This window comes from Armatimonadota bacterium, assembly GCA_031460175.1.
GTDB classification, from domain to species: domain Bacteria; phylum Sysuimicrobiota; class Sysuimicrobiia; order Sysuimicrobiales; family Sysuimicrobiaceae; genus Sysuimicrobium; species Sysuimicrobium tengchongense.
In genome coordinates, this window is the sequence record JAVKGW010000002.1 from 69,286 (window position 1) to 96,216 (window position 26,931).

Here is a 26,931-nt window from a genome sequence, read left to right on the forward strand (position 1 = left end):
CCCTTTCGACCAACTTACCTTTATCTCAAATATTTTCTCAAAATATGCGGTTAATGATACCCGTCTTTGTGGCAGAAGTGGGCTTAGCTGTGGTCGCTGCTCTTTTCTGGACCCTACAACCAGTCTCTGTCCTCCTCCTTATTCCTGCTGCTATCATGACCAAACTCTCCTACTCCAACTACGTCCAACTCCGCATCGAGACGGATAACTTCATGCTGGCCCTGGCCGAGGCCGTAGACGCCCGGGATCCCTATACGAGTCAGCACTCCCAGCGGGTGGCGGAACTGTGTCGGGCCATCGCCCGGCGCTTGCACCTTCCGGACCGCGAGGTGAACCGGCTTTACGCCATCGCCCGGGTGCATGACGTGGGCAAGATCACGGTCCGGGACGCGGTCCTTCTCAAGCCCGGGCCCCTCACCCCCGAAGAGCTCAAGGAGATGCGGGAGCACGTGGAGGCGGGTGCCCGCATCCTGGGGCATCTCAGTCTCTATCGGGACGTCCTCGACATCCTCCTGCAGCATCACGAGCGGCTGGACGGCTCCGGATACCCCAAAGGGCTGCGGGAGGACGAGATCCTCCTTCCTGCCCGTATCCTCGCGGTGGCCGATGCCTACGACGCCATGACCACCCAGCGCCCCTACCGGCCCGCCAAGACCCCAGAGGAAGCCGTGCGGGAGCTGTACCGGCTCTCGGGCAAACAGTATGATCTTTCCGTGGTGCGAGCGCTGGAGGATGAGCTTCTGGAGCGACGCATGCTCGAGAAGCCTGTTCTGGCAGCCACCGAACCGACACCGGAACTCCTGGAGGCGATTGACCCGGATGCTCCTCCTGCTGCCGTTCGCGTTGTCCCTCTGCGCCGGGTGGATCCGGGGCGGAAATCTTCGTAACCTGGCAGAGACCGAGTTTCGCCTCCCCTGGGCCGCCCTTCTGGGCATCCTGGCACAGCTTCTGATCTTCGACCCCACCTCTCGCCTGGTGCCGGTGCGGCTTCCCACCGTTCCCGTACACATCCTCTCCTACCTGCTCCTCGCGGCCTTCATCGGGGCAAACCGACGCCTCCCGGGGATGTGGCTGATCGGAATGGGAGTTTTGGCAAACGCGGTGGTGATCCTCAGCAACGGTGGATACATGCCCGCCTCCGAGGAGGCCCTTCGGGCCGCGGGCCGGTGGACGCTTCTCCAGGAGGCCGGAGGCACCTACAACAACTCCTCCCTCATCGGTCCGAACACCCACCTGTGGTTTTTGGCGGACGTCTTCGCCATCCCGGCCGGCCTGCCGTTCGCGAACGTCTTCAGCCTCGGAGACGTTCTCCTTGCCCTGGGGATCCTGATCCTGGTCCCGTCCCTCATGGGAGCCCGACCCGTGCGGCCGGAAGCCCGGCTTGTGGCGGCCGTAGCAGGGGGGTTCCTGGTGGGGTACCTGGTGGGCAACATCGAAGCCCCCGCCGCCCGCTCCGTCGTCACCGCGCTCCAACCGCTCCCCAACCCCCACCCCACCGAAACCCCTTCCCCGCGGCCATCCCCTTCTCTGGCCGAACCCGTCTTCCCCCCGCAAACCCTCTACACCGTCCAAGTCGGTGCCTACCGGGACCTCGAAAACGCCAAGGCGATGGTGGCGCGCCTGGAACGCGACGGCTACAGCGCCCGCGTCCTCTCCGGAAGCCTTCACCGCGTGGTGGTGGGGGAACTCGAGACCGAGTCTCAGGCGCGTCAGCTCGCCGCCCTCCTCGCCCGCTCCGGATATCCCACCTACGTACGCCGGCTGCGTTAGCTCCTGATCAGGACCAGCACAAGGTCGTTCACGTTGGTCCCTGTGGGACCGGTACGCAGGAGACCGCCAACCGCGTCCAGGCACGGATACGCATCGTTGCGGGCCAGGTGCTGCCGGGGATCTCGGCCACACGCCCGGGCCCGGAAGACCGTGGCCCCGTCCACCACCCCTCCCGCTGCGTCCGTGGGGCCGTCCGTACCGTCCGTGGCGAAGCTCACCACCAGCACCCCGCGTACCCCTTCCAGGGCCAGGGCCGCGCTCAGGGCGAGCTCCTGGTTCCGCCCGCCCTTCCCCATCCCCCGCACCGTCACCGTGGTCTCCCCGCCCAGCACAAGACACGCGGGAAGCGGTAGCGGCCGAGCAGCTCTCCGCTCCTCAAGGGCCATGGCCGCCACCACCCGGCCCACCTCCCGGGCCTCGCCCTCGAGGTACGTGGTGAGGATTGAAGTGTGGTAGCCGAGGGCCAGGGCCTGCGCGGCCGCCGCCTCTGCGGCTCGCGCGACGTTCCCCACGATCACCGTGTGCACCCGTTCGAAGGCCGGATCTCCCGGCTTAGGCGTCTCCGGGACTTCTCCCGCTCCCCCCCGCTCCAGGTGGCGGCGCACGGCAGTGGGGACCTCGTCGAGTAGACCGTACCGTTCCAGGATCTCCAGGGCGTCGCGGTAGGTGGTGGGATCCGGAGCAAAGGGGCCTGAGGCGATGGCGTCGAGGCGGTCGCCCAGGACGTCACTCAGCACCAGGACCACCACCGTGGCCGGATGGGCGGCTTTTGCGAGCCAGCCGCCCTTGACGGCGGAGAGGTGTTTGCGCACCGTATTGAGCTCCCCAATGGTGGCACCACCACGGAGCAGGAGATCCGTGGTGCGCCCTTTGTCCTCCAACGTGAGACCTGGAGCCGGCAGCGGAAGCAAAGCCGACCCCCCGCCCGAAACGAGGCAGAGCAGGAGGTCGCGCACGTCGGCCTGCCGTGCGAGCCGGAGCACCCTGCGCGCCGCGTCCTCTCCGCGTGCATCCGGAAGAGGATGCCCCGCCTCCACCACCTCCAGACGCCTGAGCGGGAGAGCATGTCCCTCCTTCGTGACCACGAGACCCCCTGAGATCCGGTCTCCGAGGACCTCCTCCACCGCCTGTGCCATGGCCGCGCTGGCTTTCCCGAACCCCACCACGAGGATCCGGTCGTACGCTCCAAGCGGGTATGTGCGGTCTCCCACCCGGAGTTCTTCGCCTTCCAGATGCAAAACCCGACGGACTCCTTCCCGCGCATCCGCCGCCCGCAGGCCCACTTCGAGGATGCGGGCCGCGTCCTGGCGCAGGCCCGGGTCTTCACCCTCCCGGAGCCACCGGTCGTCCCGCCACACGCCTACCTCCGATCCCACACCGCCAGGAGATAGGGCTTCTGGGATTCGAACGCCTCCGCCTGCCGCTCCACCACGGCCTCCGCCTGCGGCGTGGTCATGGCCTCCGTTTCCCGGACGAAGGCCGCCACCCGGCCGAAGTACAGCGGGACCATGGCCTCCAGGAGCGCTTCGGCCCGCTTCCCGTGGAAGGCCCCGGCAAAGGCGTAGCAGATCCGGGCCCAGAGGGGGCCCGGAAGATCCGGGCCGTCCGGACGATCGGCCAGGGGAGCGAGGGCCGCAAACGTCTCCGGATCCAGCACCTCCCGCCACACCCCTGCGAACCTGGGGAACCCGTCCCGAAATCCCTCCATGAGGGCCGTGCGATCCACGGGAACCGGTTCGGGCTCCGCCTCCACGGGTTCGCCCACGAAGGGCGCGGGTACGCTTCTCTCCACGTGGCGCCACCGGTCCGCATACGTCTCCATCAGGGAGAAGAGGGTTCCCACCACCTGCCGGAACATGGGGCCCAGGTGCGCGGCAGGATCGCGGGGGTCGTGGATCTTGGTGCCCAAGTACGCCTGGACCACCCGGTAGCCCTCGTTGAGGGCCACGGTGGTCATCCAGATGTCGATCCCAAACCGCGCCACATCTCCTCCCCACCCGGGCGCCCGCAGGGCATGGGCCGCGAACGCCCCGGAGAAGGCGAAGTCCCCGCCGATGGGCTGGCGTACCCGCACGCCGTACAGAGCCCGCGTCATGGGATAGGCGAGGTGGTTGGTGATGGTGCCGTCGTACTTATGCCGCACGTAGTACGGTGCCACATACTCCGCCTCCCCGCGGATCACCGGCCCCGCGAGCCGCTCTACCCACCACGGCGCGATGGACCGCAGATCCGCGTCCAGGGTGGCACAGGCACGGGCATTGAGGAGGACCGCGGCTTCGAAGACGGCCCGCACCGCGCTCCCCTTTCCGGGAGGTCCTTCGTACGGCGTGGAGAGGACGGTGGTGCCTGCGGGGACGCGGGCGCTCAGGGCGGCCTGCGGGGTACCGTCCGTGGAGGAGCCGTCCGCGTTCAGGATCACGGTGCGGAGGCCCGGAAATGCCCGCCGTGCCCCCTGAGCGGCCGCCTCCACCACGTGCCGGATGGTGCGGGCGTTCTGGTAGCTGGGGATGCCGATGAGCAGGTCAGCCCGCCCGACGCGCCGGAGCGCCTGCCGCGCATCCTCAGGAAGTGCGGGCCTCACACCCTCCATCCCATGCCTCCCGTGTTGGGCCGAATGGCCTCCACCGCCACCCGGTCGATCCCCTCCCGCCGCAGGGCCGCGGCCACCACGTCCCGGGCGAGGGGCGCGAGGTTATTGACCGCGCTGAGGTGCACGAGGACCACCCGCTGATGCGTCCCGGTGTGGAGCCGCACGCTCAGCCGGGCGGCGGCGTCGTTGCTTAGGTGGCCCCGGGAACCGATGAGCCGGCGCTTCACCGACGTCGGATAGGGGCTCACCGCGAGCAGTCCCAGGTCGTAGTTGGCCTCGAGCAGCACCAGGTCCGCGCCCGCGGCCCGCTCCAGAAGGACCTCGTCCGCTCCTCCCAGGTCCGTGGCGATCACCACCCGCTTCCCCTGTGCCTCGATGACGAAGGCCACGGGGTCCGCGGCGTCGTGTGAGACGGGGATCGCCTCCACCAGGAGCTCTCCCACCCGGAAGGATCGCAGGTTCTCGAACCGCTCGTGCCGGCGTCCCACATGCGCGCAGGCCCGCAGGGTCCGTTCGTTCGCCAGCACCACGGCGCCGGTGGTCCGGGCCACGGCGCCGGCGCCCCGTGCGTGGTCGTCGTGTTCGTGGGTCAGCAGGATGGCGTCCAGCCGTGCGGGGAAGATCCCGAACCGCCCGAGCCACCGGTGCGTGGCCCGGGCGGGCAGACCCGCGTCCACCAGGATCCGGGTGGAGCCGCCCTCCACCAGGATGGCGTTCGCCGCGCTCCCGCTCGCCAGTACGCACACCCGCATCTCCCACCTACCGCCCCGCGGGCGCGGAGCGCAGGAGCCGGTCCAGGAGCGGCTGCATCCGTTCCCGGAAGATCCGGTCCCAGGTGAATCGCTCCAGGACCCTGCGGCGCAGGGCGCTTTGAGGGTTCCGGGTGAGGTGCGTGAGGATCCTCCGGGCGATCTCCTCCGGTGGATCCTGAAGGCGGAAGAAGCGCGCGTGCGGCCCCGCCACCTCCTCCGTGGCGGGAATGGCGGTGCAGAAGACCGGCACACGCGCGAGGGCCGCCTCCGCCACGGGCAGCCCGAACCCCTCCTGCACGCTCGTGAGGAGCACCGCATCCGCCAGAAAGTACAGATCCCCGATCATGCGCGAGGTACACCGCAGCCCGAGCTCTGCCAGGAACACGCAGTGCGAACCCAAGCCGAGCGCGTCCCGCAGCGCCTTCAGGTCCCCGAGGTAGTCTCGGTTGGTCGCGGTGTGGGCTCCGGGGGGCCCTGTGACCACGAGGAGCGGATCCGTGCCCGCGGCCCGGAGGGCCGCGGTGATACGCACCGCCATCTCCAGGTTCTTGCGCCGGGTGATGCGCACGGGGGCCAGGAGCACGGGGAAGCGCTCCCACATCCGCAACCGGTTCACGAGCTGCCGGATCCGCGGCTGCAGGGGGTGCAGGGACTCGAGGGAAACCCCGGGCGGGATCACGGAGACGTCCTCAGGGCGAAGCCCCAGAGTCCGGACCAGGAGCCTCTGCACCGCCTCGCTGATGGCCACATAGCACACCTGCGGCCGCGGCGTCCGCAGTAGACTCCACGGGTATTCCGGCCGCAGGCGGGGGGCACGCACGGGGTCCGCCCAGCTGAGGTCGTGGGTCCAGGCAACCATCCGGGCCTCTGGGTGGCGGTCCAGGAGCCGGTGCAAGGCCGCGGTGAGGGGTAGGTTCTTGTCCACGGTGAAGACGTTGTGCACGAGGAGAACACAATTCCGGACGTACGGGGCGAGGTCTCCCGCGATCCGGTCCCGGACCCGCTCAAACCGGTGCGGATCTCCCCGTTCCAGGGCCCGGTGCGCGGCCCGGACCTCCGGATGGCGGCCGTAGAGGAGCGGCATCGGGGTGGTTCCCTCCCCCCTCCCACCCCGGCCCGCGAGGATCCGGACCCGGTATCCCGCCGCGCGCAACAGGCGGGCGTGCTCGGCCACGATGGCCTCCACCCCGCCCACCACGGGCGGGGCCGTGTAGTGGAGGATCGCGATCTCCATCCTCCTTTACAGTTCCACGCCCGACACCGAAATCCCCCGGGCTTGCGGGAACCTGGTAGAATGGGGTTGAGCGGGCGGGTGTAGCTCAGGGGTAGAGCGTCGGCCCCCCAAGCCGAAGGCCGCGGGTTCGAATCCCGTCGCCCGCTCCAGGGAATTCTGTCGAGGGCTCCGGATCTTTCCATCAGGGGTGGAATTCTTGATCCAGTTCCTTTAGAATTGTCCGGGTGGCCCCCGCGGAGCCGTGGATGCTGGATCAGTATGGACGGCCCATTCGGGATCTGAGGATTTCCCTCACGGATCGCTGCAACCTTCGCTGTGTCTACTGCATGCCGGAAGAGGGGATTTCGTTCCTGCCTCGGGAAGGCCTGATGCGGGTGGACGAGATCCTCACCCTCACCCGCATCGCCGCGGAGCTTGGGGTGGTGAAGGTCCGGCTCACGGGCGGGGAACCTACGGTGCGACCGGACCTCGTGGACATCGTGCGGGGAATCGCTCAGATCCCGGGCATCCGGGACATCGCCATGACCACGAACGGCGTGCGCCTCCGAACCCTGGCCGGGCCTCTTGCGCGGGCCGGGCTCCGGCGGGTGAACGTGAGTCTGGACACCCTCAACCCCGAGGTCTTCGCCCGCATCACCCGGGGAGGACGGTTGCAGGACGTGCTGGAGGGCTTACGGGCTGCGGAGGAAGCGGGGCTCGTGCCCATCAAGGTGAACGCGGTGGTGGTGCGGGGGTTCAACGACGAGGAAGTGGTGGACCTGGCGGCGCTGACCCTGAACCGGACGTGGGAGGTGCGGTTCATCGAGGTGATGCCCTTCGGGGAGGTGGCAGACCTGGCCGTGGCGGGCGTGGTGCGCAGCGAGGAAACCATGGCCCGCATCGAGGCCGCCTTCGGACCCCTGGAGCCCCTCGACCTCTCGGGAGAGGATCCGGCCCGCACCTACCGGATCCCCGGAGCGGCGGGGACCCTCGGGTTCATCAGCCCCGTGAGCGACCCCTTCTGCAGCAAGTGCGGCCGCCTACGCCTCACCGCGGACGGCAAGCTCCGGCTGTGCCTGCTGCGGGACGATGAGGAGGACCTGCTGACCCCGCTGCGGCGGGGCGTCCCCTACGAGGAGCTGCGGGAGATCTTCCGGGCTGCGGCCTACCGCCGCCCCTTCGGCCACGCCCTCGCGGAGCGCATGTATCCCCAGCGCCGGGTGATGATCCAGATCGGCGGGTAGCCCGGGGCGGTCCGCCCTCCTGCTCCGTGGATCCTCGAGGCCCTGAGCCCGTGTCGGTCCTCAGGCGTCCTCGGGATCTACCCACTCCTCCTCGGAGGGCTCGAAGAGGTGCCCGCAGCGAGGGCACCGCACCTGCTCGCCTTCTTCCGTGGGAGTCGCCCGGAGGATGGGTGCACCGCAGCGGGGGCAGGGGATGTGCACCAAGCTAGTCGTCCTGCTCCAGGTTCTTTTCCAGCTTGCGCTTCACGCGCTGGAGGGCGTTGTCGATGGACTTCACGTGCCGCCGCAGCTCCGCGGCCATCTCCTGGTAGGACTTGCCCTCCAGGTACGCGGTGAGGACCCGGTGCTCCAGCTCGCTGAGATTGCGCCGGATCCGGTCCCGCATCCGGGCGGAGGCCTCCCGGTTGATGACCAGCTCCTCCGGATCCGCCACCTTCATCCCGCTGATCACGTCCAGCAGCGTGCGGTCCGAGTCCTCGTCGTAGATGGGCTTGTTGAGGGAGATGTAGGAGTTGAGGGGAATGTGCTTCTGCCGGGTGGCGGTCTTGATGGCGGTGATGATCTGACGGGTGATGCACAGCTCGGCGAAGGCCCGGAAGGAGCTCAGCTTGTCGCGCCGGAAGTCCCGGATGGCCTTGTAGAGCCCGATCATTCCTTCCTGGATGATGTCTTCCCGGTCGGCCCCCACCAGGAAGTAGGCCTTAGCCTTCACGCGGACGAAGTTCCGGTACTTGTTGATCAGATATTCCGAAGCCCGATCATCCCCCCGTTTCGCCGCCTCCACCAGATCCTCATCGAGCATCTCCGTATAGCAGGAAGGAGTGGCTTCCTTTCGGGCAACCGCCACACGCGCCTCCAGGACTTCGGACTGCTCGAGCGATTGGCTTCGGGCCGCTGTAATTATAGGGAGCCTCGATGAGAAGGGTCAAGGTGAACGAGGCTCCATGGCCAGGGAACGGACACCCATTTTGACCATGGCCGGAACAGGGCGGTAGAAGGAGCGGGCCACCACCTCCCGCCGCACCACCCGCCCCCCTTGCCGCACCACACGCCAGGTGGTGGCCCGGAAGCCGGGCCGCGGCGGCAGGACCTTCACCGTGCCCTGGGGGAGCTCCGGGTCCTCCCGGACCACCCGCCCTTCGGGGGGCGGAATCCGGACCACGTCCGTCACCACGATGTCCACCCGCCGGTGCGGGGATCCGCGGCCGTAGAACCGGACCACGAGCTCCCTCCCCTGCACCTCCGCCCACAGCAGGAGCGGCGGCCCGTCGTTCCGGAAGACCAGGTCCACCCCCCCGTAGACCACCGTGGCATCCCGACCGATCGGGAGGTAGCCCACGGGGAGGCTGTGGTTGGTGCGGCGGAGGATGGTGAGATCCGCGAGGAGGGCGGCATTGAAGAGGGTGCTGGACACCTGGCAGACCCCACCGCCGTCCCCGGGCACGAACTCCTCGTGGAGGATCACGGGCGCGGGCCGGAAGCCGCGGGCCCGGGTACGTGGTCCCACGGCTTCGTTGAAGGAAAAGACCTCCCCGGTGCGCAGCACCCGGCCCCGGAGCAGGCCCGCGGTGAGGCGGATGTTGTGGGTGCGGTCCGGGTCTGGCGCGAGCCGCGTGCGGAATTCCGCCACCACGTCCCGGATCCCCCATCCCTCGGCTTCCTCCGCGGGAAGGCGGGGCCGGATCCTGCGAAGCGGGAGGACCACCGCGCGCCAGCCCTCCAGCACCGCCCGGATCAACCGCCGTCGTGCCGCCATCTCGTCCAGGGCCACGCCGTCCCGGCTGGGAAGGATCCGAACCTCCCCGTCCTCCACCACGAACCGGGCATCCCGAGGAGGCTCAAAGACCGCGCGCGCGGCCTCGCGCAGAAAATCCTCCAGCCGTCCCGGCCGCCTCCGAACCGGGAGCCGGAGCACCACGGGCTCGTGCCAGAGCCGCCAGCGGGCCCGCACGCGATCCCACAGGCTTCCGGTCCGCCCGATCCCGTACGCTCCTCGCACGGCGGAAGCGAGGTCAGGTTCGAAACCGAGCACACCGGGGGTCCGTTGCCACACCCGGGTCCGTCCCGCAGAGGAGGCGTGCACCGTGATGGGTCGGCGAAATCGGGCGTCCACCCGATCCCGGAGGAGCCTCACCGCCTCCTCAACGGTCTTTCCGCCCACGGACACGTCCTCTATCCACACCCCAGGCAGGATGCGGCCCTCGAAACGGAGTTCCTGCACCGCATAGGCCATCGGGGCCGCCGCCGTGGCCACGAGCAGCACCACGCTTCCCCACCGGATCCGCATCGCTCCCTTACCTCACCGACGCTTTCCCTCTCTCGCAGGAGCTCTGCGGGAGCGCGCGGGCCTCTCGCAGGTTCCGGACCACCTCGTAGAGGAGGATGCCCGCGGCCACGGAGGCGTTCAGGGAGGACACCTTGCCGTACATGGGGATACACACCAGCCGGTCGCACCGCTCCCGCACGATCCGACTCACGCCCGTGCCCTCCCCTCCGATCACCAGGGCGATGGGCGGTCGCAGATCCGCCCGGTCGTAGGGATCCCCTTGCAGATGAGCGCCCACCACGGGAATTCCACGCTCCCGACACGCCTCCACCGCCCGCGGGAGGTTCGAAACCACGGCCACGGGGAGATGTTCCACCGCGCCTGCGGACGCCTTCGCCACCGTGGGTGTCAGGCCCGCGGACCGGCGCTTGGGGATCACCACACCATGCGCGCCCGCGGCCTCCGCGGTGCGGAGAATGGCTCCGAGGTTGCGGGGATCCTGGATGCCGTCCAGGAGGACGAGGAAAGGGCGACCCTCCGCGCACGCCCGATCCAGGAGGTCCTCGAGGGCCACCGGGGGCACGGCGTGGGCGAAGGCAATGACCCCCTGGTGCGTGCCCGTCTGCGAGATGGCGTCCAGGTGGCGGGGATCCACGAACTGCACGGGGACCCCCCGGGCCCGCGCCTCCGCCACGATGCGGGCAAGGCTCCCGCTTCGACGGGCGGTGCGGGAGATCTGGATCTTCCGGAGCGGGTGTCCCGCCCGCAGGGCTTCCAGGACCGGGTTCCGTCCCTCCAGCTGGACGACGGTTCTCTGCGCCGCCATCACTCCCCGCCCCGGTCCCGGATCCGCCAACGGCTCCCGCCCGGGAAGTCCTCCACCACCACCCCGATCTCCGCGAGTCGCTGACGGATCCGGTCCGCCACCGCAAACTCCCGCCGCTCCCGCGCCCGCTGTCGGACCTCCAGAATGCGCTCCAGCACCTCCTCCGGACGCCCTTCTCCGTCCACGCCCACCAACGCCTCCTCCTCCGAGAGGAGCCGCCGCAGATCCTCCTTCAGCCGCTCCAGCAAGACCCGGCTCTCCAACCGCAGGCCCAGCACGGAGGCGAGCTCCTGGAGCACAGCCCGCGCGTGCGCCAGGGCGTCCGCGGCGTCCTCGGGGTTCCCTGCCTCCTGCGACCGCTTGCTCAGCCCGTCCACAAGCCGGTTGATCTCCGCGGCGAGCGCGTGGAGCTCCGCGATGGCCCGGGGGGTATCGAAGTCGTCGTCCAGGGCCGCGCGGAAGGCTTCCCGCGTCTGAGCCGCCCGTTCCCGGAGGGCCGCGGCGGGAGCGGAATCCCGGCCGCTTGGCCGCGTGCGCCGAAGAAGGACTTCCACGGCCTCGAGGGCGTTGCGCAGCCGCAGGGCCCCGCGGTCCGCGGCCTCCACCGCCTGCTCCTTCCACGTGAGGGGGCTCCGGTAGTGGCTGCTGAGGAAGAACAGGCGCAGCCCGTCGGGGGTGTAGCGCCGTAGAGCCTCCTCGATGGTCACCACGTTGCCCAGGTGGCGGGTCATCTTCTCCTCGCCCTCCCCGGGGCGCAGGAGGGCGTTGTGGAGCCAGTACCGCACGAAGGGCTTGCGGCCCGTATACGCTTCGCTTTGCGCGATCTCGTTCTCGTGGTGGGGGAAGATGACGTCCTCCCCGCCCCCGTGGATGTCGATCTGCGACCCCAGGTGCTCGAGGACCATCGCGGAACACTCGATGTGCCACCCCGGCAATCCCTCCCCCCACGGGCTGGGCCAGGAGGGCTCCCCGGGCTTTGCCCGGGTCCAGAGGGCGAAGTCCATGGGGTGCTCCTTGCGGGGATCCACCGCCACCCGGGCGCCCGCCATCATCTCCTCCAGCCGTCGCCCCGAGAGCTTGCCGTACTCGGGAAAGGCCCGAACCCGGTAGTACACGTCCCCGTCCACCACGTACGCGAACCCCCGCTCCAGCAGGCCCTGGATGATCTCCAGGATCTTCGGGATCGCCTGGGTGGCGCGGGGGTAACGGTGGGCCCGGAGCACGTTGAGCCGATCCATCTCCTCGTGGAACCGCGCGATGTACTCCTCCGCGATTTGCCCGATGGTCCGGCCCTCTTCCCGGGCCCGGGCGATGATGCGATCCTCCACGTCCGTGAAGTTCTGGACGTGGCGCACCCGATACCCGGACCACTCCAGGTGCCGCCGCACCACATCGAAGAAGACGTAGCTGAGGGCATGCCCCACGTGTGCGGGCCCGTAGAGGTTCACCCCGCAGACGTACATGCGCACCTCCGGAGGGTTTAGGGGCTCGAACCGTTCCTTACGGCGGGTCATGGTGTTCGTCACGTGCAGGGCCACGGTTCCCTCCTCCCCGGTCAGAGTGGCTCCAGCAGCGCCACCGCGAACGCCTGGATCCCCTCCCCCCGGCCCACCGCCCCCAACCCCTCCGCGGTGGTCACCTGGATTCCCACATCCTCCACGTTCAGGCCGAGCATCTCCGCCAGTTGGGCGCGCATGCGGGCCACGTACGGTTGGAGCCGGGGAGCCTCCGCCACGATCACCGCACAGATCTGGGCCACCCGGTAGCCTCGGGCCTCCACCCATCCCCGAACCTCCCTCAGCAGGTCCAGGCTGCGGGCGTCCCGGTATCGCTCGTCTCCCGGGGGAAAGTGCGTGCCGATGTCCGGAAGGCCCGAAGCGCCCAGGGCCGCATCCATGATGGCGTGCACGAGCACATCCCCGTCGCTCCACCCCTTAAGCCCCCGCTCGTAGGGGATCTCCACGCCCCCGAGCACGAGCCGGCGCCCGGCTTCCAGAGGGTGTACGTCCACGCCGATCCCTACTCGGATTCCTCGGGCCACCGCAGCAACGCCTCCGCCACGAGAAGGTCTTCAGGGGTGGTGATCTTCAGGTTTCGGGCGCTCCCCGGGACCACGTGGACCGGATGCCCCAGGCGCTCCACCAGCACCGCGTCGTCCGTCCCGTAGAACCCTTCGGCCCGGGCTCGGGCGTGGGCGGCACGCAGGAGTTCGATCCGGAATCCTTGCGGGGTCTGCGCGACCCAGATCCCCGTACGATCCACGGTTTGCTCGATGAGACCCCCCCGCACGCGTTTGAGGGTATCGTGCACGGGCAGGGCGGGAACCACGGCCCCGTACTCTGCCGCGGCCTGGGCCACCCGCCCGACGAGCCCCTCCTCCAGGAGGGGTCTTGCTCCGTCGTGCACCAGCACCACTTCCGCACCCCGCAGCGCCTCCAGCCCCCGGCCGACGGAGTCCTGGCGCTGCGGCCCCCCCGGCACCACCGCGTGGATCTTCGAAAGGCTGCACCGTCGCACCCACGTGCCCACATCCTCCAGATTCCCCTCCGGGGCCACCACCACGATCTCCTCCACAAGCGGACAGCGCTGGAAGGGAAGCGCGGCCCGGACCACGAGCGGAAGGCCGGCCAGCATCACGAGGGCCTTCGGCTCCTCCCTCCTCAGGCGGTTCCCCCGACCCGCGGCGGCGATGATGGCTCCCGCTCGCACGGCGCCTCCCCTATCCCGTGGACCGCCGCAGGTCCTCCTCCTGCTTGGGGCGGGCGAAGATCATGCGGCCCGCGGAGGTCTGGAGCACGCTGGTGACCACCACCTCGGAACTCGTGCCGATCCACCGCTTGCCCCCTTCCACCACGATCATGGTGCCGTCCTCCAGGTACCCCACCCCCTGGCCCGGCTCCTTCCCCTCCCGCACCAGGTGCACGGTGAGCTCCTCCCCGGGCAGCACCACGGGCCGGAGGGCGCTGCTGAGCTCGTTCACGTTCAGCACCCGCACCCCCTGCAGCTCCGCGATCCTGCTCAGGTTGAAGTCCGTGGTCACGATCCCAGCCCGGTGGGCCTTCGCGAGCCGCACGAGCCGCTCATCCACCTCTCCCGGGCCCTCGTCCTCCACCACCTGTACCGCCTGCAGCTCCGTCTGCAGCCGTCCCAGGATCTCCAGGCCCCGCCGGCCCCGGCTCCGGCGCAGGGGATCCGAGGAGTCCGCGATGGCCTGCAGTTCCCGCAGCACGGACCGGGGCACGAGAAGGGGGCCTTCCAGGAACCCCGTGCGCACCACGTCCGCGATTCGACCGTCAATGATGGCGCTGGTGTCCAGGACCTTGGCGGTTCCCCGGCGCCTTGTGGAGCGTTCCCACAGGGCGCTCAGATCCTCCCGCCACAGCTGCGCGAAGTGCCACCCCAGATATCCGAACACCAGAAGGGCCGCGAGCCGCAGGTAGCCCCCGATCACGGGGATCCCGGAGAGGAGATACCCGATGGCGGCGGCGAGCACCAGACCCGCACTGAGGCCCACTAACCCCACCGTCAACTCCCGCAGGGGCATGCGGTGAAGCCAGGCAAGCACCCCGGCCATGACCCTCACGAAACGCCGCCATAGGGATGGCCCGATGCCGGCCCCCACCCCGGCGCCTACCACGCCCCCCAGCAGCTGGACCCCGAACCGGTGCCAGCCGTTCAAACCGCCGTCCGCGAGGGGGAGGAGGGTCTGCGCGACCTGGAAGCCCACCGCGGCCCCCAACAGGGCCCCACCAGCCCGAGCGATGCGCGCCACGACCTGTTCCGACGCCATGTTCCAAGCCAGTATAGTGCTCCGCGAACGGGGGTTGCCACGGGGGGAGGGCCTAGAGGAGAGCGAGGGCCTCCTCCACCGTGCCCACGCCCACGACCTCGATGCTGGGGTCCACCGCGGCGGCCAGGCTCACACGGGGCCCCACCACCCGCCGGAATCCCAACTTGGCCGCCTCCTGGAGGCGGCGGCCGAGTTGCGGAATTCCCCGGACTTCCCCGGACAGCCCCACCTCGCCGCAGAAGACGGTCTTGGTGTCAAGGGGCCGGTTCCGATACGAGGAGGCCACGGCCAGCAGCACCCCCAGGTCCACCGCGGGTTCCTCCACCCGGACACCTCCCGCGGCGTTCACGTACACGTCGCACCCTCCCAAGGGCAGCCCCGCCCGTTTCTCCAGCACCGCCAGCAACAGGAGCAGCCGGTTGTAGTCGATCCCGGAAGTGGCCCGACGGGGAGTGCCGAACGCCGTGGGGCTCACCAGGGCCTGTACCTCCACGAGAAGGGGCCGGGTGCCCTCCAGCACGCACACCACCGCGGCCCCGGTGGCATCCGGCGGTCGGTCTCCGAGGAAGGCGGCGGATGGATTGGGGACCTCCCGCAGGCCGTCCGCGTGCATCTCGAAGATCCCGATCTCGTTGGTGGAGCCGAACCGGTTCTTCTGCGCCCGCAGGATGCGGTACGCCTGGTGCCGCTCGCCCTCGAAGTACAGCACCGTGTCCACCGTGTGCTCCAGCACCCGGGGACCCGCGAGGATTCCCTCCTTCGTGACGTGCCCGATGAGCAGCACCGCGATCCCATCCGTCTTCGCGAGCTGCAGGAGGGCTGCGGCGCACTCCCGCACCTGCCCCACGCTCCCCGGGGCGCTGCCCAGCTCTGGCCGGTACACGGTCTGGATGCTGTCCACCACCAGCAGGGCAGGTCGCAGGCGGCGGGCCGCATCCAGAACCGCCTCCAGCTCCGTCTCCGCCAGCAACAGAATCCCCCGCGAGTCCACGCCGATGCGGTCTGCCCGCATCTTCGTCTGCTGGGGGGACTCCTCGCCCGAGACGTACAGCACCCTGCGTCCGTGCGCGGCCAACCGTTGCGCCATCATGAGCGCGAGGGTGCTCTTCCCGATCCCTGGATCCCCTCCCACCAGCACCAGGGAACCCGGCACGATCCCGCCCCCCAGCACCCGGTCCAGCTCCCCGATCCCCGTCACGAGCCGCTCCTCTGGCAACGGCCGGACGTCCGGAAGCGCTACGGGCTCCACGGCCCGGGCCCCAGGCCTTCGCCGGGGGGTCTCCGGCTCCTCCACCAGGGTCCCCCACCCTTCGCAGGCCGGGCACCGGCCCAGCCACTTCCCCGAGGTAAACCCGCAGGCCTGGCAGACGTACCGGATTCCCACACCCCGCTCCTTTGGCGAACATTTGTTTGCAATTCATGGTACCACTGAAGGGACGTAGCGGACAACGGGGAGATCTAATCGGCCCCATGGTCCCCTTGCCCCGCGTGGTCGTGCGGAGCTCCCGGCGCGGTGGGGGGGTGAGCGTGCTCCGATGGGGCTCCGGAGAGGGTGCTTAAGGGAGCTCTTCTAGGTTAAAGGCCCGGTGCAGGGCCCGCACGGCCCGAGGAACGCTCGCCGCATCGATCACGCAGGAGATCTTGATCTCCGAGGTGCTGATCATCTGGATGTTGATCTGCTCCGCGGCGAGGGCCCCGAACATGGTGGCGGCCACCCCGGGGTTGCTGACCATTCCCGCGCCCACCACGGACACCTTGGCGACCCCTTCCTCCCCCTCCACCCGGGTGGCGCCCAACTCCCGGCCCACCCGCTCCGCGGCCTCCAGGGCGGCCCGGGCGTCCTGGCGGCTCACGGTGAAGGAGATGTCCGCGCGGCCCCCGCGGCTCGCGGTCTGCACGATCATGTCCACGTTGATGTGGGCCTCCGCCAGCACGCTGAAGAGCCGGTGCGCCACCCCGGGGACGTCCGGCAGATCCTGCACCGTGATCTTGCACACGTTGAGGTCGTGGGTGACCGCGTTCACCACCCGTACCGGCTCCATGGCTTCCTCCCCGATGAGGGTCCCCTCCTCCTCGTCAAAGGTGCTCCGCACGTGCAGCCGCACCCGATGGAGCTTCGCGTACTCCGCGGCCCGGGTCTGCAGCACCACCGCGCCACTGCTGGCCATCTCCAGCATCTCGTCGTAGGTGAGGTACGGGAGCCTGCGGGCCTCCGGCACGAGGCGCGGATCCGCGGTGTAGACCCCAGATACGTCCGTGTAGATCTCGCACACGTCCGCGCCCAGGGCCGCGGCGATGGCCACCGCGGTGGTATCCGAACCTCCTCGTCCCAGGGTGGTGAGCTCCCCGGAAGCCGTCACACCCTGGAACCCGGCCACCACCGGGATCCGCCCCCGGCTCAGCTCGTCGAGCAACCTTCCCCGCTCCACCTCCAGGATCCGGGCCCGGGTGTGCACGGGCTCCGTGAGGATGCGCACCTGCCAGCCCAGAAGGGAGGTGGCCGCCGCTCCCTCCGCCTGCAGGGCCATGGCCAGCAGCGCGACGGAGATCTGCTCTCCCACGGCCAGGAGCATATCGAGCTCCCGGGGCGCGGGGCGCTCCGTCATCTCGTGGGCTCGCGCCAGCAGCTCGTCCGTGGTGTCTCCCGGCGCGGAGACCACCACCACCACCTGACTCCCTGCCTGCCGGGTCCGGGCGATGCGGCGCGCCACGTGCCGCATGCGTTCCGGAGTCGCCACGGAGGTCCCGCCGTACTTCTGGACGATGAGCGCCACCTCTCCCTCCGTCACTCGATGACCCGAAGTAGGGGGCTGCTCCCCCGCACCACCTCCATGGTGTGCAGACGCGCCTGCACCGCCCGGAGGGCCCGCTCCGGAGCGGGATGGGTTCGCAGCAACACGTCCGCCTCTTCCCCACGGCTCTGCTGCACGATGGAGTGCAGGCTCACGTTCTCCTCGCCGAAGGCAGCCGCAATGCGGGCGAATACCCCGGGCCGATCCACCACCCGCAGCACGAGGCATGCGCTGGTTTCCTGCTCGCCCCTCGGGACCACGGGCTTGTCGTAGAAGCAGGTGCAGGGTACCCGGCCGTGGGCCTTCGTCCGCCGATTCCGGGCCACCGCCACGAGGTCTGAGAGCACCGCAGAGGCCGTGGGGTCTCCCCCCGCACCCCGGCCTGCCACCAACAGCTCCCCCGCCGCCTCCGCCCGCAGCCAGACCCCGTTGAACTCGTACCGCACGGAGGCCAGAGGGTGCCCGGAGGACAGGAGGGCGGGGTAGACCGCGGCCTCGATGCGTCCCTCGCGATCGCGGGCGTGCGCGATGAGCTTCAGGGTGTAGCCCAGCTGCCGGGTGTACGCGATCTCCCGTTGGGTGATGGAGGAGATCCCCTCGCAGTGTACGTCGCTGCGTACCACGCGGCTATTGAAGGCCGCGGAGGCGAGGATGGCGAGCTTCGCCGCAGCGTCGTGCCCCTCGATGTCCTCCGTGGGGTCGCTCTCCGCGAACCCCAACCGCTGGGCCTCGCTCAGGGCCTCCGCGAAGGACAGTCCCTCCTCCCCCATCCGGGTGAGGATGTAGTTCGTGGTGCCGTTGAGGATGCCCACGATCTCCGTGATGCGGTCGCCTGCCAGGGATTCCTTGATGGTGCGCACGATGGGGATGCCTCCCCCCACGCTGCCCTCGAAGAAGAGGTCCACCCCGCTCGCCTCCGCGGCCTCCATCAGCTCACGGCCGCGGTTCGCCAGCAGTTGCTTGTTGGCGGTGACCACGGACTTCCCCAACCGCAAGGCCTCCAGCACGTAGCTGCGGGCGGGCTCGATCCCTCCGATGAGCTCTACCACCACGTCCACCTGGGGATCCCGCACCACCGACCACGCGTCGTCCGTCAGGAGATCCCGTTCGATGGGGACCGGACGGGGCCGGTCCAGGTGCGCCACCGCCACCCGGTGCAGCACCAGGGGCATGCCGGCCCGCCGCGCGAGGTCCGCCCCCGCGGCCTGCAGGTTCCGGACCACGGCGCTCCCGACCGTGCCCAGCCCCAGCAACCCAATGCGCAGCATCTCCTGGAGATTGTACCGACTCTCCGCGGCCTCCGCGATCCATCCGGTCCATCAATTCCCGGTTTCCCAATCCCCCTGCTGGAGCAGGGACGCCACGGCTTCCACCGTGGGCTCGATGGGAGCCGGCTTTGGGGCCCGCTCCGCGGCCTCCGGATCTTTGAGCCCGTGCCCCGTGAGCACCGCCACCACCACCCGCCCGGACCGGAGAAATCCCTCCCGCGCCGCCCGCATCAATCCCGCCACCGCGGCCGCGGACGCGGGCTCCACGAAGAGGCCCTCCTCCGTGGCGAGCCGGCGCTGGGCCCGGAGGATCTCCTCGTCGCTGACCGCGGCGATGCGTCCCCCCGACTCCCGCACGGCTTCCAGGGCCCCCTGCCAGGAGGCGGGATTCCCGATGCGGATGGCGCTCGCCACGGTCCGGGGACGTTCCACGGGATGTCCCAGGACGAGGGGCGCAGCCCCCTCCGCCTGGAACCCCCACATGGCGGGTCTCGGTTCCACCCGGGCCTCGCAGAACCCGCGCCAGTAGGCGGTGATGTTGCCCGCGTTGCCCACGGGAAGGGCCACGATGTCCGGTGGTCCTCCCAGGGCCTGGAGGATCTCGAAGGCCGCGGTCTTCTGTCCCTCCAGGCGGTGCGGGTTGATGGAGTTCACCACCGCGAGGGGCAACACCTCCGCGCAGGCCCGCACGAGTCGCAAGGCCACGTCAAACCCGCCCGGGAGGAAGGCGACCCGGGCCCCGTGCATACGGGCCTGCGCCAGCTTCCCACCCGCCACCGCGTCTTTCGGAAGGAGCACCACGCACCGCAGTCCCGCCCGGGCCGCGTACGCGGCCGCGCTGGCCGCGGTGTTCCCCGTGGAAGCGCAGATCACCCCGCGCGCGCCCGCCTCCATGGCCTTGGCCACCGCCACCACCATGCCCCGGTCCTTGAAGGAGCCCGTGGGGTTCGCGCCCTCCCACTTGAAGTACAGCTCGATGCCGAGTTCGGGCCCGAGGGCGGTGGAGGGGATGAGGGGGGTATTGCCCTCCAGGAGGGTGAGGGGGGGAGTCCGATCCGTGACGGGGAGCCGGTCGCGGAAAGCCGCGAGGATCCCCGGCCACGGTTTCACGGAGCCGCGGGATACGATCCCAGGACGATCGCCCACCGACACTGTTCCTCCAAGCGGCGCAGGGCCCGCTGCACCCGCAATTCGTCCACGTGTCCCTCGAAGTCCACGTAGAACACGTACTCCCACACCGCATTCCGAGCCGGCCGGGACTCCAGCTTCGTGAGGTTGAGGCCCTCTTCCGCGAAGGCGCCCAAGGCGCGGTAAAGGGCCCCGGGGCGGTGCTCCGTGGCGAACACCACGGAGGTCTTGCTGGGATCCCGGCGCGGCACGGGCTGGGAAGCGATGCTGAGGAAACGGGTGGTGTTCAGGGGGTTGTCGTGGACGTCCTCCGCGAGGACCGTCAGCCCGTATAGATCCGCAGCCCTCCGGCTGGCGATGGCGGCTTCCTCCCGCTCCCCCCGGGCGGCCACCAGCCGGGCAGCCCCCGCGGTGTCGTAAGCGGGGACGGGCTCGACCCCCAAGCTCCGAAGGAATTCCTCACATTGCGCCAGAGCCTGCGGGTGGCTGTAGACCCTGCGGATCCCCTCGAGGCGGGCACCGGGGACTCCCAGCAGGCAGTGCGCGATGCGCAGGGAGATCTCTCCCGTGATGGTGAGCCGGTCATGGAACTCCAGGAGGAGGTCGTAGGTCTCGTTGATGCTGCCCGCCTCCGAGTTCTCCACGGGGACGATCCCGGCCTCGCATGTACCGCCCGCCACGCTCTCAAAGACCTCCCGCAGGGTGCGGCGGGGTACGGTCTTGACCGGGCCGAAGTGCTGGAGGGCCGCCTCCTCGCTGTAGGCGCCCGCCTCTCCCTGAAAGGCCACCCGCCGCATCCTACCTCCGCAGCTCCTGGGCCCGTCGGGCGGCCCGCTGGACCGCCTCCACCACCGCGCCCCGGACGTCCCGCTCCTCCAGCACTCCCATCCCCGCCATGGTGGTTCCTCCGGGGGAGGTGACCTTTCGGCGCAGCTCCGTGGGATCCTCCCCGGTGTCCCGAAGCATGCAGGCGGCCCCGAAGACGGTCTGGATCACCAGCTCCCGGGCGATCTGGGGATCCAACCCCGCCCGGATCCCGCCCTCGATGAGGCTCTCCACCAGGAAGAAGACGTATGCGGGGCCGCTCCCAGAGAGGCCGGTCACCGCGTCCATGAGGCTCTCGGGGACCTCCACCACCTTCCCCACCGCGCCGAACAACTCCCGGACCAGGCGCGCCTCCTCCTCCCCCGCGTGGCGTCCCAAGGCAAAGGCCGTGACCCCCTCGCGGATGGCGGTGGGGGTGTTGGGCATGGTCCGCACCACGGGAACGCCCGGGAAGGCCTGCTCCAGGGTCTGGAGGGTGAGGCCGGTCACCACGGAGACCAGCACGTGACGGGCGGATACGTAGGCCGCCAGCTCCTCGAGGACCTCCGGGACGTCCTTGGGCTTCACGGCGAGCACCAACACGTCCGAACGGGCGCAGAGCTCGGCCTTGGCCTCCGTCGTCTGGATCCCATAGCGGGCCGCCAGGGCGTGTAACCGCTCCCGGTTCGCGCGGTTTGCCACCCAGATGCGCTCCGGGCTCACGCGCTCCGTGCTCAACAGGCCCACCAGGAGCGCCTCCGCCATGTTCCCGGCCCCCACGAACCCGAGGGTGCACCGTTCCAGCATCCCCTGCTCCTCAACGAAACGCGCCTCCGCCCTCAAGGACGGAGGCGCCTCCGCGGTACCACCTTGCTTCCGGGACGGAGATGTCGTCCCAGCCCTCTCCGCGCGGTATCGGGCGCGGCCCGACGGGCTTCCAACCTTTCGGAACGGCCGTTTTCGCCCGTGGCTCCAGGGCGGGTCCGGGGAACGGATGCCAACGGTGCCTCCCACCCAACCGGGCACCGCTCTCTGCTCGGCCCTGTTTCCCCCTCTCTCCCTTTCCTCGCCGAGTTTACGGATTATGTAGCACGCTTCCGCGCCGTCCGTCAACGCGGCCCGGTGGAGGGCACTCCGAACCGCACCACCCGGGCTTCCCCCCACAGGCGCTCGAGTCGGTAGTACTTCCGCTCCTCGGGCCCAAAGATGTGCACCACCACGTCCCCGTAGTCCAGCAGAACCCAGCGGGCATGCTCCGTGCCCTCCCGGTGCCGCAGGTGCGCCCCCGCGGCCCGCATGGCCTCCTCCACCGCCTCCGTGATGGCCCGAATCTGTACCGCGGTCTCTCCCGTACAGATGACGAAGTAGTCCGCGACCAGGGTCTGCCCCCTGAGATCCAGCACCGCCACCGCCTCCGCCTTGTGCTCCTCCGCCGCGTGGGCGGCCAGCAACGCGCGCTCCCGTGCGTCCAAGCCGGTTACCCCCTCCTCTCGGTGCGGTTGTAGAGTCCGTGCTTGAGGATGTACTGCTCTACCCCCTCCGGCACCAGGTACCGAATGGTGCGTCCCTCCTGGACCCGCCTGCGGATCTCCGTGCTGGAGATGGCCAGGGCCGGGATCTCCAGGAGGTGGATCCGGTGTCGGTACTCCCGGGCGATGTCGCTGGACTGCCACAGATCCCGGTCAATGCTGTAGCCGGGCCTGCTCGCCCCGATGAACTCGCACATGCGCAGGAGCTCCTCCGTCTGGTGCCACTCTCCCCGCAGGATCTGCCCGATGGCATCCGCACCCGTGATGTAGTACAGGTCGTCCTGCGGATAACGGTTCCGGAAGGCCCGGATGGTGTCCACCGTGTAGCTGGGACCCGGCCGATCGATCTCCTCCCGGGAGACGCGGAAGTACGGGTGGGTGGCGGTGGCGAGGACCGTCATGAGGTACCGGTGCTCGGGGTCCGTCACCTCCGAGGGGTCCTTGTGGGGCGGGCAGCGGTTCGGGATGAAGATCACGAGGTCCAACCGGAGCTGGAACCGGGCCTCCTCCGCGGTGACCAGGTGCCCCAGGTGGATGGGATCAAAGGTACCGCCCATGATCCCGTACCGTGCCATCTACCCTCCCCGTGCCGCCTTCCTCTCCTCCAGTTGAGCGTTCCCCCCGGGAGATTCCATCTCCTCCTCCCTCCTCGGGATCTCCCGAAGCCGGGCGTACAGGGCCTGCACCATGGGCACAACCCCCTCGCCCGTGAGGGCGGAGATGGGGTAAGCGGAGATCCCCCGCGCCTCGAAGGCCGCGCGGACCCGCTCCACCCGCGCCCGGGCTTCCGGAAGGTCGATCTTGTTCAGGGCCACCGCGCACGGCCGCTCCGCGAGGGCAGGATCATAAGCCCGCAGCTCCGCCCGCAGCACCTCGTAGGCGCGCAGGGGATCCTCCGCCGCCAGGTCCAGGACGAACAGCAACAGGCGGGTGCGGGAGACGTGGCGGAGGAACTGGTGGCCCAGCCCGGCTCCCCGGTGCGCGCCCTCGATGAGTCCGGGGAGGTCCGCGGCCACGAAACTAGCACCCTCCGCAACCCGAACGACTCCGAGATGGGGGTGAAGGGTGGTAAACGGGTAGTCCGCGATCTTCGGCCGGGCCGCGGAGATGCGGGCAAGCAGCGTGGACTTGCCCGCGTTGGGGAAGCCCACGAACCCCACATCCGCGAGGATCCGCAGCTCCAGGTCCAGCACCCGCTCCTCCCCCTTCCCCCCTGGCTCCGCGAACCGGGGGGCCCGGCGGGTGGGGGTGGCGAAGCGGGCGTTGCCGCGTCCTCCCCGGCCCCCTCGGGCGACCACCACCTCCTGGCCGTGGCGCACTAAGTCCGCGAGGACCTCGCCGGTGCGGGCGTCGCGCACAACGGTTCCCGCGGGCACGGGAATCACGAGATCGGGCGCGGACCGGCCCGTCCGGTTCCCCCCCTGCCCGTGCTCCCCCCGCCTCGCCCGGAAGACCCGGCGGTACCGGAAGTCCACCAGGGTGTGGAGCCCCTCGTCCGCCCGGAGGATGACGTCTCCTCCCTTCCCCCCGTCCCCGCCGTCCGGGCCTCCCTTGGGCACGAACTTCTCCCGGCGGAAGCTCACGCAGCCTGCCCCGCCGTCCCCCGCCCTCACGTAGATGCGCGCCTGATCAACGAACATCCGCGATCCCCTCTTTGCCCAACGGGGAAATCCGGGCAGGGCTTCCCGAGAACCAAAAGGCCCGGGGGCTTCCCGGGCCTTCTCGCCTTCTCGCAGGCACGGGGCTCACGCGGGGGAAACGGGAAGAACGCTGACCTGGCGGCGGTCCCGCCCTCTGGGTTCGAAGACCACCACCCCATCCACGAGGGCGAAGAGGGTGTCGTCCTTTCCGATGCCCACGTTCCGACCGGGCCAGAACCGGGTTCCCCGCTGGCGCACGAGGATGCTGCCCGCGGTCACGTACTGCCCCGCGAACCGCTTCACACCCAGACGCTGGCCCGCGCTGTCGCGGCCGTTCCGGCTGCTCCCGCCCGCCTTCTTCTGCGCCATCCGACCTCACCTCCCATGCTCGATGCGCTCGATGCGGACCGCGGTGTACGGCTGACGGTGCCCGAGCCGGCGACGGTAACGGACCTTCGGCTTGAACTTGAACACGAGGATCTTGGGGAACCTGCCCTGTTCCACGATCCGGCCCACCACCCGGGCCCCCTCCACGAAGGGGCTTCCCACCACCGTCTCCCCGTCGGAGAGCATCAACACGCGATCTAGGACCACCTCGTCTCCCGCCTGCCCGGGCAGCTTCTCCAGACGGACCACCTCGCCCTCCCGAACCCGGACCTGCTTGCCCCCGGACTCGATCACCGCGTACACGGGATCCCTCCTCCTCTCGACCGGGCCGATTGTAACAGGGGAGGCCGTCCGCCCGCAACCGCTCGGGGGTCAGGCGGGAAGGGCAAGCACCGCGTCGCTTGGCCGGACCACCGGCCCTCCCCGCTCGTCCGTGCCCTCGAACACCAGGAGGGCGAAGTAGTCCTCCACCAGCTTCTCCCGTGGCTCCCGGGAGGCGATGAACACGCCGACCCCCACCACCTCCGCGCGGAACTCCCGCATGAGGTCGTACATTCCCCGCACCGTCCCTCCCCCCCGCAGGAAATCGTCCACGAACAGGACCCGCTGGCCTTCCCGGATGGCCCGAAGGGGAAGGCTCATCTGCTGGACCATCCGGGAGGAACCCGAGAGGTAGTTGACGGTGACCGCGGGGCCTTCCGTGACGCGTCCCGCCCGTCGGATGGTCACGAGGGGCACGTTGAAGGCCCGGGCGGTCATGAAGGCCACGGGGATCCCCTTGACCTCCATGGTCAGGACCACGTCCGGCCGACGATCGGCGAAGTACGTGGCGAACGCCTCCCCAACCTGCTCCACGATGGAGGGCGTGGAGAGCAGATCGGTGGTGTACAGGAATCCGCCGGGCAACAGGCGGTACGGGGTACTCAGCTTCGCGCTCAGCTCCTCCGCCACCGCCCGGATGCGGCGGGGGTCCCGCTCGGGGACGTAGCGCACACCCCCCGCGGCGCCCGCCAGGGTCTCGATCCGCCCCAGCCCGAACCGCTGAAAGGCCACCCGCAGGGCCGCGATGTCCTCGCTGATGGTGGACTTCGCGACCCCCAGCATCTGCATGAACACATTCAGGGAGTGTACCTTGTAGGGCTCCGCCCGCAGCAGGTGGGCGATGTACAGCATGCGCTCCCCCCGACGTAGGCGGGGGGAGGCCGTCGCGCCCCTCCGCACGGCATCCATGGCTTTCCGGGCGTCCGATCCCCTGGCCATCTCCCTCCTATCCCGGCCGGGCTCCAAGGGCCTGCGTGATCCGTTGAAGGGTCTCCGGCCGGTTCAGGTCCACGTCCACCGCGAGCTCCGGCCGATGGCAGATCACCGCCTTGCCCCGGATCCCCGCGATCGCCCGGACCCGCTCCTCCACATCCGCGATGCGAAGCCGCCCGAGCGCGTACTTCACCACGTACTGAGGTCCAAACAGGCTTGCCAGCCGGGCCGGGTTCTTCCGGATCTCCACCACCTCCCGGATCGTGGGTTCAAGGCGCTCGAGGATCCCCGGACGTACGAGAACCATCCCCCCGCCCGTGAACACGCCTTCCACCGTCCGCACGTAGGTCTTGCGGAGCCCCGGAAACGACGCCTCCACCGCCTCCCGGGGGACGATGGGGTAGTACACCTCCACCCCCTCCTCCCGGCACCTTCCGAGGAACTCGGAGACGGCCTGAGGGGTAAGCAGCGGAAGATCCGAGGCCACGAGGAGGACCCACGGAGAGGGGGCCAGCGCCCTCAGCCCCGCCAAGGCATTCCCCAGGAGATCCTGGGTCTCCGGGATCCGGAGATCGCACAGGTCCACTGCGCCCTCCGGGATCTCCGCAGGCCCCACGAGGACAATGCGCCCCACCTCGGGAGCGGCGCGCAAGGCCCGCATCACCCGCTCCACCATGGGAATCCCGGCTATGGGAAGGAATGCTTTGTTGGGAAGGCCCTCCGCGAGACCCGGCTCCCGCCCTCCCCCTGCCAGGACCACCGCGTCCACCCTCACCGCTCCAGCTCCGCGAAGGTCCGGGTGAGGATCACCTGCCCGGGGAAGGTGCCGGAGAGGACCTGGGCGGAGCCGCGGGCTGTGGCCTCCTCCCCGAACAGGCCGAACACCGCGGGCCCCGTGCCGGTCATGGAGACCCCCAGGGCTCCCGTGCCCCTCAGGCGCTCCAGGAGCTCCGCCACCAGGGGGTACCGGGCGCACACCACGGGCGTGAAGACGTTGCTCAGCCGGGCCGCCACACCCCGGACGTCTCCTGCGCGCAGGGCCTGGATGGTCCCCTCCGTGTCCGGGCGGTGCGCGACCCCTTCACGGTCCAGGGATTCATAGGCCCACCGGGTGGAGATGCCAAAGTCCGGGCAGAGCAGCACCACCCAGGTGCTCGGGAGGGTCGGCAGGTACTGAAGCCGCTCCCCTCGCCCCGTGGCCAGGGCGGCGCCCCCCGCCAGGAAGAAGGGGACGTCCGAGCCGATCCGGGCTGCCAGGGTCAAAAGCTCCCGTCCGTCCAGCCGCAGCTTCCACAGCTGCGCGAGCCCCAAAAGGGTCACCGCGGCATCCGAGGATCCGCCCCCAAGACCGGAGGCGGGAGGGATGTGCTTGTGGAGCTCGATCTCGATGCTCCGGTCCACCCCGTAGGTGTCCCGGAGCAGCTGGGCAGTCCGGAACACGAGGTTCTGCTCATCCGTGGGGACCGCCCGGTGGTCGCACCGCACCGTGATGCCCCGCTCCGCTTCCCGCAGGATTACGGTGTCGTGGAGTTCCAGGGCGTGCAGAACCGTCACGATCTCGTGGTAACCGTCCGGGCGCCGGCCGAGGACGTCCAGGGTCAGGTTGATCTTCGCGTAGGCGTTGAGCCGCAGCTCCTTCACCGGGGCCTCCCTCGGAGGGTCAGGCCCGTCCCTTCCT

Annotated in this window: 28 protein-coding genes and 1 tRNA gene; 4 read left to right on the top strand and 25 right to left on the bottom strand. The window is 69.8% G+C overall.

Features of this window, described 5'->3' with window-relative positions; translation table 11 throughout:
* Positions 1 to 155: 155 nt before the first annotated feature.
* On the top strand, positions 156 to 887 hold the full coding sequence (locus QN206_03070) for an HD-GYP domain-containing protein (protein MDR7613785.1): 732 nt from the start codon (positions 156 to 158) through the stop codon (positions 885 to 887).
* On the top strand, positions 820 to 1,770 hold the full coding sequence (locus tag QN206_03075; GenBank protein MDR7613786.1) for a DUF5317 family protein: 951 nt from the start codon (positions 820 to 822) through the stop codon (positions 1,768 to 1,770). The genes QN206_03070 and QN206_03075 overlap by 68 nt, the downstream gene beginning before the upstream one ends.
* Here QN206_03075 and QN206_03080 read toward each other — a convergent pair.
* The 4 genes from QN206_03080 to QN206_03095 are packed head-to-tail and all read right to left on the bottom strand — an operon-like array spanning position 1,767 to position 6,346.
* Positions 1,767 to 3,128, bottom strand: coding sequence for a glycerate kinase (locus tag QN206_03080; protein MDR7613787.1), 1,362 nt, complete (start codon positions 3,126 to 3,128; stop codon positions 1,767 to 1,769). The two genes, QN206_03075 and QN206_03080, sit on opposite strands and share 4 nt — an antisense overlap.
* Before the next feature lie 2 nt (positions 3,129 to 3,130).
* Complete coding sequence (locus tag QN206_03085; protein ID MDR7613788.1) at positions 3,131 to 4,360, bottom strand: glycosyltransferase; 1,230 nt, start codon at positions 4,358 to 4,360, stop codon at positions 3,131 to 3,133.
* Complete coding sequence (locus QN206_03090) at positions 4,348 to 5,112, bottom strand: MBL fold metallo-hydrolase (GenBank protein ID MDR7613789.1); 765 nt, start codon at positions 5,110 to 5,112, stop codon at positions 4,348 to 4,350. Before QN206_03090 ends, QN206_03085 begins: the two co-directional genes overlap by 13 nt.
* Positions 5,113 to 5,119: 7 nt before the next feature.
* Positions 5,120 to 6,346: a glycosyltransferase family 4 protein gene (locus QN206_03095; GenBank protein ID MDR7613790.1), complete on the bottom strand. Its 1,227-nt coding sequence runs from the start codon at positions 6,344 to 6,346 to the stop codon at positions 5,120 to 5,122.
* A 74-nt stretch (positions 6,347 to 6,420) separates the two neighbouring features.
* Between QN206_03095 and QN206_03100 the strand changes: the two genes are divergently transcribed.
* Together QN206_03100 and moaA are read left to right on the top strand one after the other, a co-directional pair.
* A tRNA-Gly gene (locus QN206_03100) sits at positions 6,421 to 6,495 on the top strand.
* A gap of 96 nt (positions 6,496 to 6,591) precedes the next feature.
* Positions 6,592 to 7,569 carry a GTP 3',8-cyclase MoaA gene (gene moaA / locus QN206_03105; protein MDR7613791.1) on the top strand — a complete coding sequence of 326 codons (978 nt, stop codon included), beginning with the start codon at positions 6,592 to 6,594 and terminating at the stop codon, positions 7,567 to 7,569.
* Between the two features lie 205 nt (positions 7,570 to 7,774).
* Here moaA and sigH read toward each other — a convergent pair whose 3' ends face one another.
* From sigH to ispE, 21 genes are all read right to left on the bottom strand, one after another.
* Complete coding sequence (gene sigH, locus QN206_03110; protein ID MDR7613792.1) at positions 7,775 to 8,416, bottom strand: RNA polymerase sporulation sigma factor SigH; 642 nt, start codon at positions 8,414 to 8,416, stop codon at positions 7,775 to 7,777.
* A gap of 78 nt (positions 8,417 to 8,494) precedes the next feature.
* Positions 8,495 to 9,856, bottom strand: a complete 1,362-nt coding sequence (locus QN206_03115; protein MDR7613793.1) for a VanW family protein — start codon at positions 9,854 to 9,856, stop codon at positions 8,495 to 8,497.
* A gap of 7 nt (positions 9,857 to 9,863) precedes the next feature.
* The gene (gene rlmB / locus QN206_03120) at positions 9,864 to 10,661 is read right to left on the bottom strand and encodes a 23S rRNA (guanosine(2251)-2'-O)-methyltransferase RlmB (GenBank protein MDR7613794.1); all 798 of its coding nucleotides are present in this window, start codon (positions 10,659 to 10,661) and stop codon (positions 9,864 to 9,866) included.
* A complete protein-coding gene (gene cysS, locus QN206_03125; protein ID MDR7613795.1) occupies positions 10,661 to 12,199 on the bottom strand; it encodes a cysteine--tRNA ligase in 1,539 nt (512 codons plus the stop codon). The genes rlmB and cysS overlap by 1 nt, the downstream gene beginning before the upstream one ends.
* 17 nt (positions 12,200 to 12,216) lie before the next feature.
* The gene (gene ispF, locus QN206_03130; GenBank protein ID MDR7613796.1) at positions 12,217 to 12,702 is read right to left on the bottom strand and encodes a 2-C-methyl-D-erythritol 2,4-cyclodiphosphate synthase; all 486 of its coding nucleotides are present in this window, start codon (positions 12,700 to 12,702) and stop codon (positions 12,217 to 12,219) included.
* Positions 12,681 to 13,370, bottom strand: coding sequence for a 2-C-methyl-D-erythritol 4-phosphate cytidylyltransferase (gene ispD / locus QN206_03135; protein ID MDR7613797.1), 690 nt, complete (start codon positions 13,368 to 13,370; stop codon positions 12,681 to 12,683). Before ispD ends, ispF begins: the two co-directional genes overlap by 22 nt.
* Before the next feature lie 10 nt (positions 13,371 to 13,380).
* Positions 13,381 to 14,433 carry a TRAM domain-containing protein gene (locus QN206_03140; protein ID MDR7613798.1) on the bottom strand — a complete coding sequence of 351 codons (1,053 nt, stop codon included), beginning with the start codon at positions 14,431 to 14,433 and terminating at the stop codon, positions 13,381 to 13,383.
* Positions 14,434 to 14,503: 70 nt separating this feature from the next.
* Positions 14,504 to 15,835, bottom strand: a complete 1,332-nt coding sequence (gene radA, locus QN206_03145; GenBank protein ID MDR7613799.1) for a DNA repair protein RadA — start codon at positions 15,833 to 15,835, stop codon at positions 14,504 to 14,506.
* A 172-nt stretch (positions 15,836 to 16,007) separates the two neighbouring features.
* Positions 16,008 to 17,225 (bottom strand): aspartate kinase, encoded by a 1,218-nt coding sequence (locus QN206_03150; protein ID MDR7613800.1) that lies wholly within the window; start codon positions 17,223 to 17,225, stop codon positions 16,008 to 16,010.
* A gap of 11 nt (positions 17,226 to 17,236) precedes the next feature.
* On the bottom strand, positions 17,237 to 18,511 hold the full coding sequence (locus QN206_03155; protein ID MDR7613801.1) for a homoserine dehydrogenase: 1,275 nt from the start codon (positions 18,509 to 18,511) through the stop codon (positions 17,237 to 17,239).
* Between the two features lie 51 nt (positions 18,512 to 18,562).
* Positions 18,563 to 19,657: a threonine synthase gene (thrC, locus tag QN206_03160; GenBank protein MDR7613802.1), complete on the bottom strand. Its 1,095-nt coding sequence runs from the start codon at positions 19,655 to 19,657 to the stop codon at positions 18,563 to 18,565.
* Positions 19,618 to 20,436, bottom strand: a complete 819-nt coding sequence (gene pheA / locus QN206_03165) for a prephenate dehydratase (GenBank protein MDR7613803.1) — start codon at positions 20,434 to 20,436, stop codon at positions 19,618 to 19,620. The genes thrC and pheA overlap by 40 nt, the downstream gene beginning before the upstream one ends.
* Position 20,437: 1 nt before the next feature.
* Positions 20,438 to 21,250, bottom strand: coding sequence for a pyrroline-5-carboxylate reductase (proC, locus tag QN206_03170; protein MDR7613804.1), 813 nt, complete (start codon positions 21,248 to 21,250; stop codon positions 20,438 to 20,440).
* A gap of 302 nt (positions 21,251 to 21,552) precedes the next feature.
* On the bottom strand, positions 21,553 to 21,915 hold the full coding sequence (rsfS, locus tag QN206_03175; protein ID MDR7613805.1) for a ribosome silencing factor: 363 nt from the start codon (positions 21,913 to 21,915) through the stop codon (positions 21,553 to 21,555).
* A 5-nt stretch (positions 21,916 to 21,920) separates the two neighbouring features.
* A complete protein-coding gene (nadD, locus tag QN206_03180; GenBank protein ID MDR7613806.1) occupies positions 21,921 to 22,547 on the bottom strand; it encodes a nicotinate-nucleotide adenylyltransferase in 627 nt (208 codons plus the stop codon).
* A complete protein-coding gene (obgE, locus tag QN206_03185) occupies positions 22,548 to 23,612 on the bottom strand; it encodes a GTPase ObgE (protein MDR7613807.1) in 1,065 nt (354 codons plus the stop codon).
* Positions 23,613 to 23,717: 105 nt separating this feature from the next.
* Positions 23,718 to 23,981 carry a 50S ribosomal protein L27 gene (gene rpmA / locus QN206_03190; GenBank protein MDR7613808.1) on the bottom strand — a complete coding sequence of 88 codons (264 nt, stop codon included), beginning with the start codon at positions 23,979 to 23,981 and terminating at the stop codon, positions 23,718 to 23,720.
* A gap of 6 nt (positions 23,982 to 23,987) precedes the next feature.
* Positions 23,988 to 24,302: a 50S ribosomal protein L21 gene (gene rplU / locus QN206_03195; protein MDR7613809.1), complete on the bottom strand. Its 315-nt coding sequence runs from the start codon at positions 24,300 to 24,302 to the stop codon at positions 23,988 to 23,990.
* Positions 24,303 to 24,371: 69 nt separating this feature from the next.
* Entirely contained in the window at positions 24,372 to 25,259 is an 888-nt protein-coding gene (gene purR / locus QN206_03200; GenBank protein MDR7613810.1) for a pur operon repressor, read from the bottom strand.
* Between the two features lie 7 nt (positions 25,260 to 25,266).
* Entirely contained in the window at positions 25,267 to 26,028 is a 762-nt protein-coding gene (locus tag QN206_03205; GenBank protein ID MDR7613811.1) for a nucleotidyltransferase family protein, read from the bottom strand.
* Complete coding sequence (ispE, locus tag QN206_03210) at positions 26,025 to 26,894, bottom strand: 4-(cytidine 5'-diphospho)-2-C-methyl-D-erythritol kinase (GenBank protein MDR7613812.1); 870 nt, start codon at positions 26,892 to 26,894, stop codon at positions 26,025 to 26,027. Before ispE ends, QN206_03205 begins: the two co-directional genes overlap by 4 nt.
* Positions 26,895 to 26,931: the final 37 nt, after the last annotated feature.

Excerpts from the sequence above, each read along its gene's own strand:
- QN206_03070 (MDR7613785.1), top strand. The coding sequence starts at position 156 with ATGACCAAACTCTCCTACTCCAACTACGTCCAACTCCGCATCGAGACG.
- QN206_03075 (MDR7613786.1), top strand. The coding sequence starts at position 820 with ATGCTCCTCCTGCTGCCGTTCGCGTTGTCCCTCTGCGCCGGGTGGATC.
- QN206_03085 (MDR7613788.1), bottom strand. The coding sequence starts at position 4,360 with ATGGAGGGTGTGAGGCCCGCACTTCCTGAGGATGCGCGGCAGGCGCTC.
- QN206_03090 (MDR7613789.1), bottom strand. The coding sequence starts at position 5,112 with ATGCGGGTGTGCGTACTGGCGAGCGGGAGCGCGGCGAACGCCATCCTG.
- QN206_03095 (MDR7613790.1), bottom strand. The coding sequence starts at position 6,346 with ATGGAGATCGCGATCCTCCACTACACGGCCCCGCCCGTGGTGGGCGGG.
- moaA (MDR7613791.1), top strand. The coding sequence starts at position 6,592 with ATGCTGGATCAGTATGGACGGCCCATTCGGGATCTGAGGATTTCCCTC.
- QN206_03115 (MDR7613793.1), bottom strand. The coding sequence starts at position 9,856 with ATGCGGATCCGGTGGGGAAGCGTGGTGCTGCTCGTGGCCACGGCGGCG.
- rlmB (MDR7613794.1), bottom strand. The coding sequence starts at position 10,661 with ATGGCGGCGCAGAGAACCGTCGTCCAGCTGGAGGGACGGAACCCGGTC.
- QN206_03155 (MDR7613801.1), bottom strand. The coding sequence starts at position 18,511 with ATGCTGCGCATTGGGTTGCTGGGGCTGGGCACGGTCGGGAGCGCCGTG.
- pheA (MDR7613803.1), bottom strand. The coding sequence starts at position 20,436 with ATGCGGCGGGTGGCCTTTCAGGGAGAGGCGGGCGCCTACAGCGAGGAG.
- proC (MDR7613804.1), bottom strand. The coding sequence starts at position 21,250 with ATGCTGGAACGGTGCACCCTCGGGTTCGTGGGGGCCGGGAACATGGCG.
- nadD (MDR7613806.1), bottom strand. The coding sequence starts at position 22,547 with ATGGCACGGTACGGGATCATGGGCGGTACCTTTGATCCCATCCACCTG.
- obgE (MDR7613807.1), bottom strand. The coding sequence starts at position 23,612 with ATGTTCGTTGATCAGGCGCGCATCTACGTGAGGGCGGGGGACGGCGGG.
- rpmA (MDR7613808.1), bottom strand. The coding sequence starts at position 23,981 with ATGGCGCAGAAGAAGGCGGGCGGGAGCAGCCGGAACGGCCGCGACAGC.
- purR (MDR7613810.1), bottom strand. The coding sequence starts at position 25,259 with ATGGCCAGGGGATCGGACGCCCGGAAAGCCATGGATGCCGTGCGGAGG.